Below are 16,865 nucleotides of genomic sequence, written 5' to 3' on the forward strand. Positions count from 1 at the left end.
TTTTTTATTCTTCCTCGTTTACGTGTTCAAACGCTTGCTCGAAGATATGAATTACGTGTTGATCAGCTAATGAGTAATAAACTACCTTTCCTTCTTTACGGTTCTTTACAAGCTTTGCTTGCTTTAATACACGAAGCTGATGTGAGATTGAAGATTGCGTCATTCCTAATAAATAAGCTAAATCACAAACACACATTTCAGCTTCAAATAATGCATGTAATATTCTCGTACGTGTACGGTCACCTAATACTTTAAATAATTCTGCTACTTTACTTAAACTTTCATCAGTCGGAATTGTTTGTTTTACTTGATCCACGATTTCCTCGTGAATTACCGTTTGAGAACATGCTTCCTGTTGCGTTTCTACTTTATTTTCAGCCATCACAGCTCACCTCTTTATCTGAACATATGAACAACTATTCATATGTCTTATACCTTTATTATATGAGCGTCCATTCATATGTGTCAATGAATTCTCATACATTTTTTAAAACATTTCGTTCACATTTCAAAATAAACATATAAATATTTTCCGCATCTATCATGCTCTTCATACAAAAAGGATGCACGAAAACTACCATGCATCCCTTCTTATTTATTAACTTTTACTGCATCCACAATTAACGAAGCAAATCCTAATTTACCATCTTGATTTCTATGATCAAAACGTTTCGATCGATAAATAAATCCACCGTTCTCTTCCCAATCACTATAATGAAACTGGCCATTCTCATCACAGTATTCTAAAGGCTTTACTTGAAAACCTGCTGCTTCAAACATAGATGTAATCGTTTTGTAGTTATGTACAATTTTATGACTTGCAGCTGGATGATCTAACGGGCCAGGTCCTCCCACTTGCACACCACGCTGATACTCTTCATTTGGGAAAAATGCATCCGGCACTGCACAGCGAATATATCCATTATACTCCAAAAACTCATAACAAACTTTAGCTGCTTCTATACCTTCTTCATACGATAAATGCTCCCATACGTGCTCAGCTAAAATTACTGATAAAGAATTAGACGGAAATTTATTAATCCACGTTTCTCTTTTTAATAAATGTAATTCTTTTTCATTCGTATGTAACCACCCTGGGTTATTATTATATCCCTCTGCTCCAACGACAACTTTCGTCTCCATCTTTCCACCCCTTCTTATATTCCGACATAAAAATTCGACAACATAACATTGGTCTCCTTTATTTCCCCAAAAGAAAAAGCCTTGCGCGCTCCCTAGACGCACAAGGCTTACTAACTTTATATCCCTTTAATTAGCTTTTTCTAAACTATCTTGCGAACTTCCATCGTCTTTTAAATGACTATGTTTTTTCGAATAAACAAAGTATACAACCACTCCGATTGCTAACCAAACACCGAAGTATATCCATGTTTTTAACGGTAGATTTACCATTAAGAATAGACAGCTTGCAACTGAAATAATCGGTAAGATTGGTACAAGTGGTACCATAAATCCACGTTGTAATTTCGGGTGCGTTTTACGAAGAATGATGACAGTTACACCAACCATCGCAAATGTTAATAACGCTCCAATATTTGCTAAATTCGACAATTCTTTTAAATCGATAAATCCGGCAATTAAAGCACTACCAATTCCTGTTAACCAAACTGAAAATGTTGGTGCTTCCGTCTTCTTGTTAATTTTCGCAAAAGATTTTGGCAATAAACCGTCACGGCTCATCGCGAAGAATACACGTGTCGTAGCGTAGATGTATGCGAAAATTACAGCCATAATACCAATTACAGCTCCAATAGCGATTACACCAGCCACTTTATCTTGTCCTACAACTTCTAATACATAGGCCATCGCTTCAGGTACATCTAATTCCTTATAAGAAACCATACCTGTCATAACGAGACAAACTACAACATAAATGATTGTACAAATGACTAATGAAGCAATAATACCAATCGGCAAATCACGTTGTGGATTTTTCACTTCTTCAGCAGAAGTTGCTAATGCATCAAATCCTAAGAATGCGAAGAATACTGCTGCTCCTCCGGCAAAGACTCCACTTAAGCCGTACGGTGCAAATGGTATCCAGTTTTCTGGTTTCACGTAGAATACACCAACTGCAATGAATAAAACAACAATACCAATTTTAATTAATACCATTATGTTATTCACACGCTTACTTTCTTTTGTACCTCGTGATAATAACCAAGTTATCACCAACGTAACGATAACTGCGGGTAAGTTCACCATACCACCTTGCGATGGAATCGTTAACAACGCTTTTGGAATTTCAAGTCCCAATCCACTCACTAAATTATTGAAATAACCTGTCCATCCGCCAGCTACTGCGGCAGTCGTTACGACATATACGGATAGCAATGTCCATCCCATTAAATGGGCAACAAACTCACCAATTGTTGCATATGAATATGTGTACACACTACCTGAAACAGGAAGTGCAGATGCAACCTCTGCATAACATAAAGCTGCAAATCCACAAACAATTGCTGCAATCATAAACGAAAAAATAACTGCTGGACCAGCATCTCTTGCTGCTACTAATCCGGTTAATACTAGAACTCCTGTACCAATTATCGCACCAATCCCTAGCATTGTTAGGTCAAATGCCCCTAGCGTTTTCGTCAAAGTTTTACTTTTACTTTCCCCTAACAATTGCGTAACGGATTTCTTTTTAAATAGGTTGGCCACGATGAATGCCCCCTTTTACCAAGAAGAGCTAAGAGGTATTATCTCTTAGCTCTTATCATGTTGTTTTATATATTGTTCGATTTTGTTTTGTATAATGCTTCTATTAGCAAGATACTGTTTCTGCTTCTAATAATTCTTTAGCACCTTTGTACTCTACACCGTGAGCTTCTGCAACTGCTTCGAATGTTACATAGCCTTCTAATGTATTAATACCTTTTAATAATGCAGTGTTGCCTAGGCAAGCTTCTTTGTAGCCTTTGTTAGCAATTTGTACTGCATATGGTACTGTTACGTTTGTTAATGCAAGAGTTGATGTACGTGGAACCGCACCTGGCATGTTCGCAACTGCATAGTGAACAACGCCGTGTTTTTCATAAGTTGGGTTATCATGAGTTGTAATACGGTCAGTTGTTTCGAAAATACCACCTTGGTCAATCGCGATATCTACAACAACAGAACCTTGTTCCATTGATTGAATCATTTCTTCTGTTACAAGTTTTGGCGCTTTTGCACCTGGGATTAATACTGCACCGATTACAAGATCAGATTCTTTTACAGCTTCTGCAATATTGTAAGGATTAGACATTAAAGTTTTTACTTGGTTTCCGAAAATGTCATCTAATTGACGAAGACGTTCTGCACTTAAGTCGATGATTGTTACATCCGCACCTAGTCCAACTGCAATTTTAGCAGCATTTGTACCAGCTTGTCCACCACCGATAATTGTTACTTTACCACGTTTAACTCCTGGAACACCTGCAAGTAAGATACCTTTACCGCCTTTGTTTTTCTCAAGGAATTGCGCACCGATTTGTGCAGCCATACGACCAGCTACTTCACTCATAGGTGCAAGTAATGGTAATGAACGGTTTTCTAATTGTACTGTTTCATATGCGATAGCAACAACTTTCTTCTCGATTAACGCTTTTGTTAATTCTGGTTCTGGAGCTAAGTGTAAGTATGTGAATAAGATTAAACCTTCGCTGAAGTGTTTGTATTCGCTTTCAACTGGTTCCTTAACTTTCATAACCATTTCCATGTTCCAAGCTTCTTCAGCCGTATCAACAATTTTCGCTCCCGCTTCAACATACTGAGCATCTGTGAAACCAGATCCTACACCTGCGTCCTTTTGAATGAATACTTCGTGATTGTTACGAACTAAATGTACAACACCTGCTGGTGTCATTGCCACACGGTTTTCGTTGTTTTTAATTTCTGCTGGTACCCCAATACGCATAATGAAATGCCCCCTTATAATTAACAGAAAAAAGGAATTCTTTTTTCTTTTTTAAATAATTAATAACTTATGTCCTTATTCTAGCATAACTTAAAAGTTATGAAAACGCTAACATACTATTTTTTTAAAGTTTATATATTTAGAATAGTGTAAATATATAAAACATTGATTTTATTGGGTTCTCCGTACCACTCCATCATCTATTACTCTATTTCTATTATATCCATTCAAAATGCATAGTAATTATTTATTATTTGACAATAATGTAACAATGTAAAAAAACTAAGCAATGACGTATACATATACACTTATTACTTTGTTCAATACTTTAGAAATATATTCTTTTCACAAAAAAACAGCTACTGGCATTTAGCCAGCAGCTGGATAACTTATAAATAACTTTGAAAATAGATCTTCTGTCGTCTCACTAATTTTATCAAACATATCACTTTCACGATCTTCTTGCTCTTTTAACATCTTAATTGTTTCACGTGCATCTTCAGGATAATCGGTAATGATACCATCTACGTTTAACTTATAATATCCCTTTAACCTTTCCATATCATTTACCGTCCATACGTAAATTGGCTTGTTTAGCTTCCTTGCTTCTTTTACTAATTTCTTATTTAACATGTATTCTTCTGCTACATAAAAATCAGCCTTCACATTCTTTAAGTTAGCTCTACTCGCATACAGTATATATCCTACTTTTATATTTGGATTTGCACGTTTAAACTCTTTAATAAGCGGATAGTGTAACGTTTGAATGACACATTGCTTCTCAAATTCATTATCTTTAATCGCTTTTAATACTTTGTTTACGAAATCTTTTTCGCCACCATGAAGCTTCACTTCAATATTAAGTTTGATTTTTCCTTTTGCCAGCTTAATGATCTCATCAAGTGTACTTATTTGTCCTGAAAAACCATCTTGACTAAGGGTAAGCTGTCTTAACTCCTCCATCGTTAAATCTGACACATGAACATTAGCATTAGCAAGACGTTTTAGCTTCAAATCATGTATAACTGCTAGTTCACCGTCTTTTGTTTGCAGTACATCAATTTCAGCGTAGTCTGCTTTGGCATCAATAGCCCCCTGCACAGCTTCTTTCGTATTCTCTACACCTTTTGAAATATAACCACGATGAGCCATAATAATTGGTTCTTTATATGAATTTGAAATAAACGTTACAATGAAGGCAACGACCATTCCGGCGGTAATAATTCCTACAATATATACACCAATAAATTTCCAACGATGTTTTTGGAAGAAACATTTATCTGCTTTTGTTTTCGAATAATCTAATCCTTCTTCTAATAAAACATCTTCAACCGGAACCTTTTGTAAATACAATCGTGTTATTCCCATAATATAAAATGGCGTCACGATAAAACTAAATAAATACAATGTACTCGTTAAAAATACAGACATTGTTGATTCCGCTAATAATGCAAATGTTCCCTGTGGATTTGTAAATTCATACATGCCCCATAGACACAATAAATACATTCCCAAAAATACACCGTACACAATCCCTATTGAAATAAAAAATCCTACTAAAAAGAATAGTACTTTAAAAAAACTTTCTTTTACTAACGTTGCACTTTTACGTGCTGCTGTGCGAAACGGCTTTTGCTCTAAAACAACAATAGGTAGAACAAAAATCCAGCGAAGGTTCAAATACGCAACTACAGCAAAGAACGTGTAATAACCAACTTGTCCCATCGTTGTCTTAAACAGTTCTCCTGTAATAAAGTTAGGAATTTGAATTTGTGGAATTAATGCCGTTTCATATCCAATATTTAAAAGAGGTAACAATACGACCGCATATAAAATAAATCCTGGTAAGCAATATGTGAAAAGAGTAGGTAAATACGTTACGGTTTTATATAAAATCGGACGTAATTTCACCTTTTGTCTTTTATGAGCGAAGTACGAAATGATAATAAGCACCGCAAATTCCGTAAAGATAAGAAACAGTGCTAACAATGATAAAATGACGATTGCCAAAATGCCATATGATGTCTTTAAAAACGCTAATAATTCATCATTCGTCGCATTTGCATAACCACCAAAATACAATAACTTATTAAAAATGATCCCAAATAGCGGGACAAATACAATCGCTGCTAATAATTTATAAGCAAGTTGAAAGGTTAATACATTCCAAAAAGCAAATCTAACTGTTTGAAAGGAATGTCCCATTACTCCTGGTATAGATAGTCTTTTACGGTGTTGCATATATTCCTCCACATTCTAAAACGATATTTGAGATGGATTCCACATTTCCAATTTCAATCCATCTTTTTAATAATAATATATTCCGCTTAACATGAACACTCTTATACATATAATGAAAAAAGTGATGGCTAATCCCATCACTTTTTTCACTCACTCTATTTTTTCTCTAATCCTTGTCCAAATGCTTTTAAGAAACTAAAACCGAATGTAATCGCCCTGTTGATATCTGGATCTTTTAATACTTTAAAGAAATCCATCACTTTTGTTTTCTTTCCGTTTTTCAGCTCATCCGTTGCAAATTGTAATCCAATGACTAAACTAGATGTTATTTGTTTCGTTATTTCTGGGTCCACTGAAGATAATGCCTCTCCTGCCCCCATCATATTGTTTAATGCGTTTTTTACTGGTTCACGATTCAATTGTTCAACAGCTATTTTGGAAACATCTTCTTTTGCAGCAAGTAAACTAATTGCTGCATCTAAAATTCCAGCTTTTTGCAACTGCGCTAATAGCTGCATCGTCTCTTCTACTGCTTCTCTATTTTCAGCTAGATCATTTAACAACTCATCTGTTACTTGCTGTTTTTTTTCTTCTTCTGTTACAATCTTCTTTTTAATTAAAGTAATCTCTTTTGCCATTATCTCCGCCCCCTAATTCTGGTCCACAAGTGATACGTATTGTTTTCTTTGCCACTTTCGCTCGATTTCAACACCATTTTGCGGATGACGTTTTTTATCTCTCGGGTTTGAAGATGGTAACGGACGATTTCCTTTTTCACGTAATACGCGCAGTTTCACCATTGTTTGTTTATAAGCTGGTGTACACGTATAAATGTCTGTTGCTGTTCCTGTTAAAATATTGATTGCCTCTTCATTTACTGTCGCATGCATCGGCAAATATAACTCATTTCCAGTTACACGATCTGTAACAAGCGCTTGTACTTTGATTTTTCCAAATGGTGATGCTAACTCTACAAGACCACCATCTTTCACATTGCGTTCTTTAGCAAGTTCAGGTGAAATTTCAACAAATACTTCAGACACTTTAGATAAAATACCAGCCGACTTATTCGTCATATTCCCTTCATGGAAATGCTCTAGCATACGGCCATTATTTAATAGTAAATCATACTCATCTGGTGCTATAACTGGCGGAACCCATTCATCTAGTGATAAACGTGCTAGTTTGTCTGGGAAGTTAAATCCATCTACATATAATAATGGTGTATCACTACCATCATGGCTACCCCAACATAAACTATTCCAGCCTTCTAGACGGTCGTACGTCGCTTGAGAGTATAACGGTGCAAGCGATGCAATTTCGTCCATAATTTCACTTGGACTTCCATAATTCCAGTCTCCGCCCAGTGCACGAGCTACTTTTTGTAAAATCCACCAATCTGGTTTTGAATCACCAAGCGGTTTCAATACTTCGTATAATCTTTGAATACGGCGCTCTGTATTCGTAAACGTTCCTTCTTTTTCTAAGCTTGGTGCTGCTGGTAAAATAACATCGGCGAAACGAGCTGTTTTCGATAAGAACATATCTTGAACAACAAGGAAGTCTAAATTCGCTAAAATATGTTGTACATGGTTGGCATTTGAATCTACTAAAGCCATTTCTTCTCCCATAACATACATACCACGCAGTTTTCCTTCTTCGGCCGCAAGTAACATTGCGATATTATTTAATCCCGGTTCTTTCGGAATGGTAGTACCGTATGCTTTTTCAAATTTCGCACGATGCACATCATCTGAAACTGCTTGGTAACCCGGAAGCCAGTTCGGTAATGTCGCCATATCACAAGCACCTTGTACGTTATTATGCCCGCGTAACGGATACGCACCGGCACCAGGACGACGGTAGTTACCTGTAACCAGAAGTAAATTTGAAATTGCTGCTGACGTTGTACTTCCTCCTGTATTTTGAGTTACACCCATTCCCCAAAGTACACAAGTACCATCTGCTTCATATACCATACGAGCCATTTCTTTTAACTGATCTTTAGAAATCCCTGTAATTCCCTCAGTATAATCAAGCGTATATTTTTCTAGCATTTTGCTATATTCATCAAAATTCTTTACATTTTCAGCTATGAACTTTTTATCGTGCCAATCTTGATCGATAATGTATTTCGTTATCCCAGCAAGCCATACATAATCCGTCCCTTGACTCGGGTGAACAAATATATCAGCACGCTCCGCCATTTCATGTTTACGAAGGTCTGCGACAATTAGTTTTTGTTCATCTAATTTATGAGCACGCTTCACTCTAGTCGCAAGTACAGGATGTCCTTCTGTTGGATTTGCCCCAACAATAATAACAAGACCTGCCTCAGCAATATCTTTCACTGTTCCAGCATCTCCGCCCATACCGACAGTTTTAAATAAACCGTCTGTTGCTGGAGATTGGCAATAACGGGAACAGTTATCTACATTATTTGTTCCATATATTTGACGAGCTAGTTTTTGCATAAGATAGTTTTCTTCATTTGTTACTTTCGAAGAAGAAATAAACCCAAACGCATCGCTACCATACTCTGATTTAATATGTTGCATATTAGATGCAACAACTTCAAGAGCCTCTTCCCATGAAGCCTCAACAAACATATCCCCTTGGCGAATTAACGGCTTTGTAATACGCTCTTCACTGTTCACAAAGTCCCATCCGAATTTTCCTTTTACACATGTGGAAATACCATTAACCGGTGCATCTGAAACAGGTTGCACTTTTAAAATTTGACGATCTTTCGTCCATACCTCAAATGAACAACCTACACCACAAAATGTACAAACTGTTTTTGTCTTATTAATTTTCGTCTTACGCATCGCGGACTCTACTTCTGAAACTGCTAAAATACTGCTATATCCAGGCTCCACATCTTTTACAAAATCAATCATTGGATTTAGCACATCTGGTTTTAAACCAGTCATAAATCCAGCTTCTCCTAGCATCGTTTTTTCCATTAATGCATTACAAGGACAAACTGTTACACATTGCCCACAGCTAACACAAGACGAGTCATTTATACTCACACCATTGTCCCAAATAACACGTGGACGGTCTAAACTCCAATCAATCGATAAAGTTTCATTTACTTGTAAATTTTGGCATACTTCTACACACTGCCCACAAGCAATACATTGATTTGGATCGTATCGATAGAATGGATGCGACGTATCCACTTCGCATGCACTTACTTTCGGTTCATATGGATATTTCTGTTCTTCAATCTCCATCATATGTACTGTATTATGGACTTTACAGTTACCATTATTGTTATCACATACTGTACAATACAATAAATGATTCTCTAATATTCGATCCATCGCTTCAGTTTGTGCTTCCTTTGCACGTTCCGATTGCCTCTCAATATGCATGCCATCTTCCAACTTCGTCGAACAGGCACGTAGTAAACTTCCATTCACTTCTACAATACATGTATCACAAGTTTGAATAGGATCTACCTCTGGTACATGACAAATTTGAGGATGCTCTAAATTACTTTCGTTAAACAATTGGAGTATCGTCTTTTCACCTGATACGAAAAATTCTTTACCATCAACGGTTACACGGACTGTCTGTTCTGTCATAGTTTCCCCTCTCCTTACAACTAACTGTACAACACAATTATGAATCCGTTTTCATAATTGTGTTGTACATATTTTTGAAGCGCCCTGTTGAAATACTTTCCTTTGGAAGTCGATTCTAGATGTTATAAGGTATAACTACGAAAGCTTGAAAATGTCGCTATTCTACAAATCTATTATATCGTACATATACAATAATAACCAAAATAATCTGCCATCTTCTTGTTAGTAGATGCTTTTGTTTTTTCGATGTTTTATGATAAATATGGAGAAAAATACATATAAAGGGGAATTTAATATGGGGCCTATTCAAGAAACATATACAATTGTACGTTATCAATCTGGTACATTTTCAAAACAAACCGATGAGGTTGTTACGGAATCTCCTATTACAATTAAATTAAATAGCGAAGAATACGTAACAGTTGTATGCACTCCTAATTACATTGAAGATATGGTAACCGGTTTTTTAATTTCTGAAGGAATTATTTCTTCTTATAAAGATATTGAAGAATTATGGATCCAAAAAGAAAACGGAATTGTCCATGTAAAATCATCAAAAATTAATCCGCTCTATCAAACTTTATATAATAAACGGTACGTAACTTCTTGTTGCGGGAAAAGTAGACAAGGTTTTGTTTTCGTCAACGATGCAGCAAAAGCAAAAAAGTTACATGATATACATATAACTATTACTCCGGAGGAATGTTTTCACCTAATGACTTCCTTACAACAATCTTCAACTACATTTCGCCAAACGGGTGGTGTGCATAATACCGCTTTATGTGATCGAAATAACATTCTTTTATCAAGAATGGATATCGGAAGACATAATGCGCTAGATAAAATATACGGTCATTGTTTACGAAACAATATCTCTGTTCAAGGGAAAATCATTGCGTTTAGCGGACGCATCTCATCTGAAATTTTGTTAAAGGTTTCAAAAATAGGTTGCGAAATTGTTCTATCTAAATCAGCTCCAACTAAACTAGCTCTGCAACTCGCCCACGATTTAGGTATTACCGTAGTAGGATTTATTCGAAATGGATCTTGCAATATTTATACACATCCGAAACGAATCGATGGCTACAAAATAAACGATTGAATACGTAAAAGAAAGTGAAAATTTAATCAGTGGAGGGTTTTTCCCTCCTCACTGATTATTAGCCCAACCAATCGGGCTTTTACGGGCAATCCGACTCCCACGAATAGTTGGATAAAAATGACTCCTTTACAAAGCGGGAATTTTAGTTATAAAAATGTAACATATTAAAACCTTGAATAGTTAATAAAGTTAATATATAATTTCATTACATAAATAAAATGAAAACATAGTAGCATAATCTTTTCATTCTTTTACAAATTAAGAAAGAATAGTCACAGAATACATTTAACTAAACTTAATCTTACAAAGTTAATGAATTAAATTTGAATCAATCTAGGAGGTTACAACTATGGAAATTCGCTTATTAACAACAGAGGATGCAGAAATTTATTTGAAAGTGTGTATGGAAGGTTTAATGAAAAACCCTGAGGCTTTTAGCTCTTCTTATGAAGATGTTCTTAAACAGGAAAACCCTGTCGCTGCTATGGCAAAGCGATTAAGCAATCCGGATAAGTATACTCTAGGTGTCTTCAAAGATAATGATTTAATCGGTATTGCTACTCTAGAAACAAAGCCATTTATTAAGCAAGAGCATAAGGCAAAAATCGGCTCAGTTTTTGTTCCTCCAAAAGCGCGTGGCCTCGGTGCAGGACGAGATTTAATTAAAGCGATTATTGAAAATGCCGATAAATTACATGTAGAACAGCTTATGCTTGATGTTGTCGCTGATAACACTGCTGCAAAAAAATTATATGAGTCCCTCGGCTTCCAAACTTACGGTGTGCAAGAACGGTCCTTAAAACATAATGGCCAATATTGGGACGAAGAGCATATGGTTTTATTCTTAAATAATTAACATTTTAATATAATTTTTCAAAAGCATCTTCTTATTAATTAAGATGCTTTTTTCATTACAACAATGTAATCTTCATGTCACCTTTATCGATCGTTCCAATCCTTTCCATTCGTTATACTAAAAATATAAAGTGAAACTTCACTCAGCGAGGAGGATCCGTCTCCCGCTAATTATTAAATGAACGTATAGCATGCAATTGATATGTAGAGGAGAATGTAACATGAAACAAAACAAACAAGCTATCTTTTTAATATTTGCTACAGCAATTGTAACTTCTGGACTGGCAATTCTACCTTGGTTTATTATATAGAACACATTAAAAAAGCTTATTGCTTCTTAAGAAGCAATAAGCTTTTTTTCTATTATAAAATCCCGAAAAATTTATTTACACAACTTATCATAATAAGCATAGATACCGCAACACACATTACAATCGCATTACGATCTTGCTTTTCTTTTTGTAAAAGTTCTACTTTTTTACTCATGTGTACAATCCCCTTTATATTAAAAAAAGTGTGAGATAGGAAATTTTTCTTATCCGATGCGAGGTGAATACGAAAACCCTCTCTATCTCACATACACAATAGAATGGAATTGTCATTTTATAAATAAAATGACATGACGTTATGTCGCAACATAGGGTATTTGTGTCGCTACGTTTTCTATTATAAAAAATAGTTGTGCAAAACTAGTGCATTTTTTATGTCAATTGCCCTGATTGAAAAAATCAGCCATCCATTCAATCACATAAAAAGAGTTTTTTATTATTTTCATGTAAACTATACAAGTAGAATGAATAGTTTGGGGTGCACAAGATTATGGTGAAAATTTTATTAGTAGACGATGAAGAACGTATGTTACGATTGTTAGATTTGTTCTTAAGCCCTCGTGGCTATTTTTGTATGAAAGCTACTTCTGGCCTTGAAGCGCTAGAATTAATCGAACAAAAGGACTTCGATATTATTTTATTAGATGTTATGATGCCGAATACGGATGGGTGGGATACTTGCTATCAAATCCGTCAAATTTCCAACGTTCCAATTATTATGCTAACAGCTCGCAACCAAAATTATGATATGGTCAAAGGCCTGACCATGGGAGCAGATGACTATATTACAAAACCATTTGATGAGCATGTATTAGTCGCACGAATTGAGGCCCTATTACGCCGTACGAAGAAAGACGGATTTGTTAGCTTCAATGGTATTGAGTGGGATAAAACGAAACATACTGTTACAGTTTATGGTGAAAGAATCTCACTAACTCCTATTGAATTCTCGTTACTTGGACTCTTTTTACAAAATACAAACCGCGCTTACAGCCGTGATGATTTAATTGAAAAAATTTGGGGATATCAAACAGACATCGAATACAGAACTATCGATTCACATATTCGTAATATCCGTGATAAATTACGCAAAAAAGAATTTCCAGTTGAAGATTACTTAGAAACCGTCTATAAAGTCGGATATAAATGGAAAAGTGAATAATTACTTCGGTCAGTGGGGATTGATAAAACCCCACTGATTAAAGTTTCACTTTATATGAAATAAGGTATGGTGAGAAAATGAGCAAACTTTCCCTTAAAGTTGGGACATACTTTTTAATATTAGCTTTATGTATTGAGACAATTGCTTTCGTATCTTTTTATAAAAGTCTTTCAAAAATGCGGGTTGAAGAGGAAACCGTTGCTCTATTAGAGAAAGGCAATCGGTATCGTGACAAAATTGTAAACCGAGCAAAATGGAATGAACATTCTAAACAAACTCCAAACACCGAACGTCCTAAACGCCCTTGGTATCAAGAATTCACTATCGAGCATGCAGCTGAAGAATTAATTGGATCAGAATTAATTGCTAATACCGATATCACTATCATTATAACTGACAATAACGGCAAAATCATTTCCACCTCAGAACCCGTAACGAAAGAAATGCAAAAACAACTTACTTGTAAAACGGAAACTATTCCTAAAAGTGGGTTGATTGTAGAAAAAAACTGGAAAAAATCGAAATTCATCTCAACAGTAAGCCCACTTGAAATAAATGGATTTCAAGGTAACTTACATATGTTATTAAAAACATCCTTCTTAGAAAATATGCTACTTAAACTCATGGATCAATTCATTATCGTGAGTATTTTAACACTTATTTTAACAACTATTTCTGTCTTTGTTTTTTCTCGTGTTATTACAGAACCGCTTATAAAAATGAAGCGGGCGACAGAAAAAATGTCGAAATTAAATAAGCCGATTCAATTAGGAATTAAACGAAATGATGAACTTGGAAGCTTAGCAAAAACGATTGAAGATTTATCTAGTGAACTTACGTATATGAAAAAAGAACGAAACGAATTTCTCGCTAGTGTAGCCCATGAATTACTAACTCCATTAACCTATATGAAAGGTTATGCAAAGGTAGCAAAAAGAGATTCTCTAACGAAAGAAGAACGTGAAGAATACTTACAAATCATTGAAGACGAAACGGATAGTGTAACTGATCTCGTACAAGATTTATTTATGCTCGTACAATTAGAGCAACATCAATTCGTTATTAAAAAACAAAAAATGCTCCTGAGGCCATTTTTAGAACGCATGGTTGAAAAAACAAAAACAACATTAACGAACAAACAAATGCAAATTCATGTATACTGTAAAAATGATTTAGAAGTTTGTATAGATGAAAGGCGTATGGAACAAGTGATGTTAAATTTATTGCATAATGCTTATCAACATTCGCTAGAAAACACTTCTATAACAATACGTGTACTAGCAGCCAGTGCGAATACTTTTACAATAAGTATACAAGATGAAGGTGAAGGTATTCCTGAAGAAGATATCCCACACATTTTCGATCGCTTTTATCGTGTCGATAAATCTAGAACACGAGCTACAGGTGGAAAAGGTATCGGACTGGCTGTTGCAAAAGAAATTGTAGAACTTCATAATGGTTCTATTGAAGTTAAAAGTGAAGTAGAAGTCGGAACAGAATTTATAATTGAATTACCATTTGAATAATATATGCGTGAAATCACCAGTAGTAGTCAACACTACTGGTGCTATTTTATTTATAAAACCAGCTCATATAAGCTAAGCTTTTGAAATTATTCTTATTTCAATATAAAATATAGGTATAACTGTCAAAGATTTGGAGGGTGATACAATTGGATATCCATGTATTAACAAAAGACGAAGCAGAAATTTACTTAGAACTTCGAGTAGAAGGATTAAAACAAAATCCGGAAGCTTTCAGCTCTTCTTATGAAGATATTATTAATAAAGAGTGTGCTATTGAATATAAAGCCCAAAAATTAGCACAAGATGAGAACTATACGCTAGGTGCATTTAAAGATGGCACTTTAATCGGAGTTGCAACACTGGAAACGAAACCATATGTAAAACAAGAACATAAAGCAAAAATCGGTTCAGTATACGTGTCTCCAAAAGCACGCGGACTTGGAGCGGGAAAAGCACTTATTAAAGAATGTCTTGAGCTTGCTAAATCTTTAGAAGTAGAGCAAGTTATGCTTGATGTTGTTGTCGGAAACGATGGTGCAAAAAAACTTTATGAGTCATTAGGCTTTAAGACATTTGGTGTGCAAGAACGTTCATTAAAATATAACGGACAATATTGGGATGAAGAGCATATGGTTCTTTTCCTAGATGAAGAAAAATAATAAAAAAACATCCTCCATTTATGAGGATGTTTTTTTACTTTCTTGTAAACCATGCTGTATATAATAATTGAATGGCCTCTTCAATTTCTTCCTCTAATAAAGTCGCAAATCCAAGCAATACTGTACTTTTGGGAGAAGTCCCTTCCTTATAATATATCGAAGCAGGATACACTTTAATACTCCTTTCAGCTGCAACTTCCATTAATTCTTTCTCTTCCATCCCATTATGCACTTTTAATAAAATATGTAGGCCGGAATCTTCCCCTATTACTTCAATTCGATTAGAAAAATATTTTTCTAATACCGAAACAAGACGGTCTCTCTTCTTTCGGTACACAACACGCATTTTATGAATATGTTTTTCCCAATGCCCGTCATTTAAAAATTTCCTAATGATCTCTTGATCCATTCTTGAAACGCTTTGTGTGTAAAATAAATATTGCTCTTGATACTGCTTAATAAGGGATTTTGGTAACACCATGTAACTCATCCGTAATGATGGCAATAGCGCTTTAGACAGCGTCCCCATATAAATAACTTTCCCATCTCTATCTAAACCTTGCAGCGCTGGAATCGGCTTTCCTGAATAGCGAAATTCACTATCATAATCATCCTCAATAATATATCTTCCTTCTTCTTTTTCCGCCCATTGTAACAGCTGCAGTCTTCTCGTAATTGGCATAATCATCCCGCAAGGAAACTGATGCGAAGGTGTAACAAACACAATATTAGCTGAACTATTTTCTAACTCTGAAATACAAATACCATCTTTATCTAAAGATAACATTTGAACATTTTGTTCACCCTGCTCGAAAACAACCATCTTTCGGTGGTAGCCTGGATTTTCAACTGCATAACCACTTCCTTTTAACAATTGAAATAACAACTTCACTAATATCTGCGTACCAGCTCCGATTACAATTTGACTAGCCGAACATCGCACACCTCTTGATTCATATATATAGCTCGCTATTTCTTCACGCAAGCTCACTTCACCTTGTGGATGTCCAAGAAAAAGTAATTCTTTATTCTCTAATTGCCATACCTCGTTTGTAATTTTTCGATATACATGAAACGGAAAAGTACTAGTATCCACACCCGTTTGAGTGAAGTCAAATTTATACTCCTTATCTTGAAAAGGCGCTTCTCCTATTACCTCTTCACTGCCTTCCACATGAATCATTTGCTCGATTTCACATACAAAATAACCTTTTCTAGAAATCGACTCAATATATCCTTCGGCAAGAAGTTGCTCATAAGCAGCTTCAACTGTATTTTTACTCACTTGTAAATATGTCGCCAGCTTCCTCTTAGCCGGTAATTTCGTAAAGGCCGGAATCGTTCCATCTTTAATCTCTTTTTTTATATACTCATACAATTGTACATACAATGCTGTCTTACTATTTGCACTCAAATTAGGCGTTAGTTCTAACACAACATCTGACCCCTCCGAAAAACACATAACTGATACTTTTT

14 protein-coding genes are annotated in these 16,865 nt (G+C 35.3%); 5 read left to right on the top strand and 9 right to left on the bottom strand.

Annotated elements, in window-relative coordinates; all coding sequences use genetic code 11:
- Nucleotides 1-4: 4 nt before the first annotated feature.
- From I6L50_RS01800 to fdhF, 7 genes are all read right to left on the bottom strand, one after another.
- A complete protein-coding gene (locus tag I6L50_RS01800) occupies nt 5-382 on the bottom strand; it encodes an ArsR/SmtB family transcription factor (protein ID WP_002010461.1) in 378 nt (125 codons plus the stop codon).
- Nucleotides 383-591: 209 nt separating this feature from the next.
- Nucleotides 592-1,143, bottom strand: a complete 552-nt coding sequence (locus I6L50_RS01805) for a class I SAM-dependent methyltransferase (protein WP_219300253.1) — start codon at nt 1,141-1,143, stop codon at nt 592-594.
- Nucleotides 1,144-1,269: 126 nt separating this feature from the next.
- Entirely contained in the window at nt 1,270-2,685 is a 1,416-nt protein-coding gene (locus I6L50_RS01810) for an amino acid permease (RefSeq protein ID WP_002063741.1), read from the bottom strand.
- Nucleotides 2,686-2,788: 103 nt separating this feature from the next.
- A complete protein-coding gene (gene ald / locus I6L50_RS01815; protein ID WP_002125150.1) occupies nt 2,789-3,922 on the bottom strand; it encodes an alanine dehydrogenase in 1,134 nt (377 codons plus the stop codon).
- A gap of 369 nt (nt 3,923-4,291) precedes the next feature.
- A complete protein-coding gene (locus tag I6L50_RS01820) occupies nt 4,292-6,163 on the bottom strand; it encodes a glycerophosphoryl diester phosphodiesterase membrane domain-containing protein (RefSeq protein ID WP_219300255.1) in 1,872 nt (623 codons plus the stop codon).
- Nucleotides 6,164-6,318: 155 nt separating this feature from the next.
- Entirely contained in the window at nt 6,319-6,801 is a 483-nt protein-coding gene (locus tag I6L50_RS01825; protein WP_219300257.1) for a helical membrane plugin domain-containing protein, read from the bottom strand.
- A 12-nt stretch (nt 6,802-6,813) separates the two neighbouring features.
- Complete coding sequence (fdhF, locus tag I6L50_RS01830) at nt 6,814-9,756, bottom strand: formate dehydrogenase subunit alpha (protein WP_219300259.1); 2,943 nt, start codon at nt 9,754-9,756, stop codon at nt 6,814-6,816.
- A 295-nt stretch (nt 9,757-10,051) separates the two neighbouring features.
- Between fdhF and fdhD the strand changes: the two genes are divergently transcribed.
- Nucleotides 10,052-10,858, top strand: a complete 807-nt coding sequence (fdhD, locus tag I6L50_RS01835) for a formate dehydrogenase accessory sulfurtransferase FdhD (protein WP_219300261.1) — start codon at nt 10,052-10,054, stop codon at nt 10,856-10,858.
- A gap of 349 nt (nt 10,859-11,207) precedes the next feature.
- A complete protein-coding gene (locus tag I6L50_RS01840; protein ID WP_219300263.1) occupies nt 11,208-11,714 on the top strand; it encodes a GNAT family N-acetyltransferase in 507 nt (168 codons plus the stop codon).
- A 362-nt stretch (nt 11,715-12,076) separates the two neighbouring features.
- Here the strand turns inward: I6L50_RS01840 and I6L50_RS34685 are convergent, their stop codons facing one another.
- A complete protein-coding gene (locus I6L50_RS34685) occupies nt 12,077-12,199 on the bottom strand; it encodes a hypothetical protein (RefSeq protein ID WP_002010441.1) in 123 nt (40 codons plus the stop codon).
- 333 nt (nt 12,200-12,532) lie between these two features.
- On the opposite strand from I6L50_RS34685, the gene I6L50_RS01845 reads away from it, so the two are divergent.
- From I6L50_RS01845 to I6L50_RS01855, 3 genes are all read left to right on the top strand, one after another.
- Nucleotides 12,533-13,204, top strand: a complete 672-nt coding sequence (locus I6L50_RS01845) for a response regulator transcription factor (protein WP_219300265.1) — start codon at nt 12,533-12,535, stop codon at nt 13,202-13,204.
- 77 nt (nt 13,205-13,281) lie between these two features.
- A complete protein-coding gene (locus tag I6L50_RS01850; protein ID WP_002134322.1) occupies nt 13,282-14,730 on the top strand; it encodes a sensor histidine kinase in 1,449 nt (482 codons plus the stop codon).
- Nucleotides 14,731-14,876: 146 nt separating this feature from the next.
- Nucleotides 14,877-15,389: a GNAT family N-acetyltransferase gene (locus tag I6L50_RS01855; RefSeq protein ID WP_002029700.1), complete on the top strand. Its 513-nt coding sequence runs from the start codon at nt 14,877-14,879 to the stop codon at nt 15,387-15,389.
- A gap of 34 nt (nt 15,390-15,423) precedes the next feature.
- Here the strand turns inward: I6L50_RS01855 and pdxR are convergent, their stop codons facing one another.
- The gene (gene pdxR, locus I6L50_RS01860) at nt 15,424-16,824 is read right to left on the bottom strand and encodes a MocR-like pyridoxine biosynthesis transcription factor PdxR (RefSeq protein WP_219300267.1); all 1,401 of its coding nucleotides are present in this window, start codon (nt 16,822-16,824) and stop codon (nt 15,424-15,426) included.
- Nucleotides 16,825-16,865: the final 41 nt, after the last annotated feature.

The sequence above is a fragment of the Bacillus sp. FDAARGOS_1420 genome, from assembly GCF_019344915.1.
GTDB classification, from domain to species: domain Bacteria; phylum Bacillota; class Bacilli; order Bacillales; family Bacillaceae_G; genus Bacillus_A; species Bacillus_A mycoides.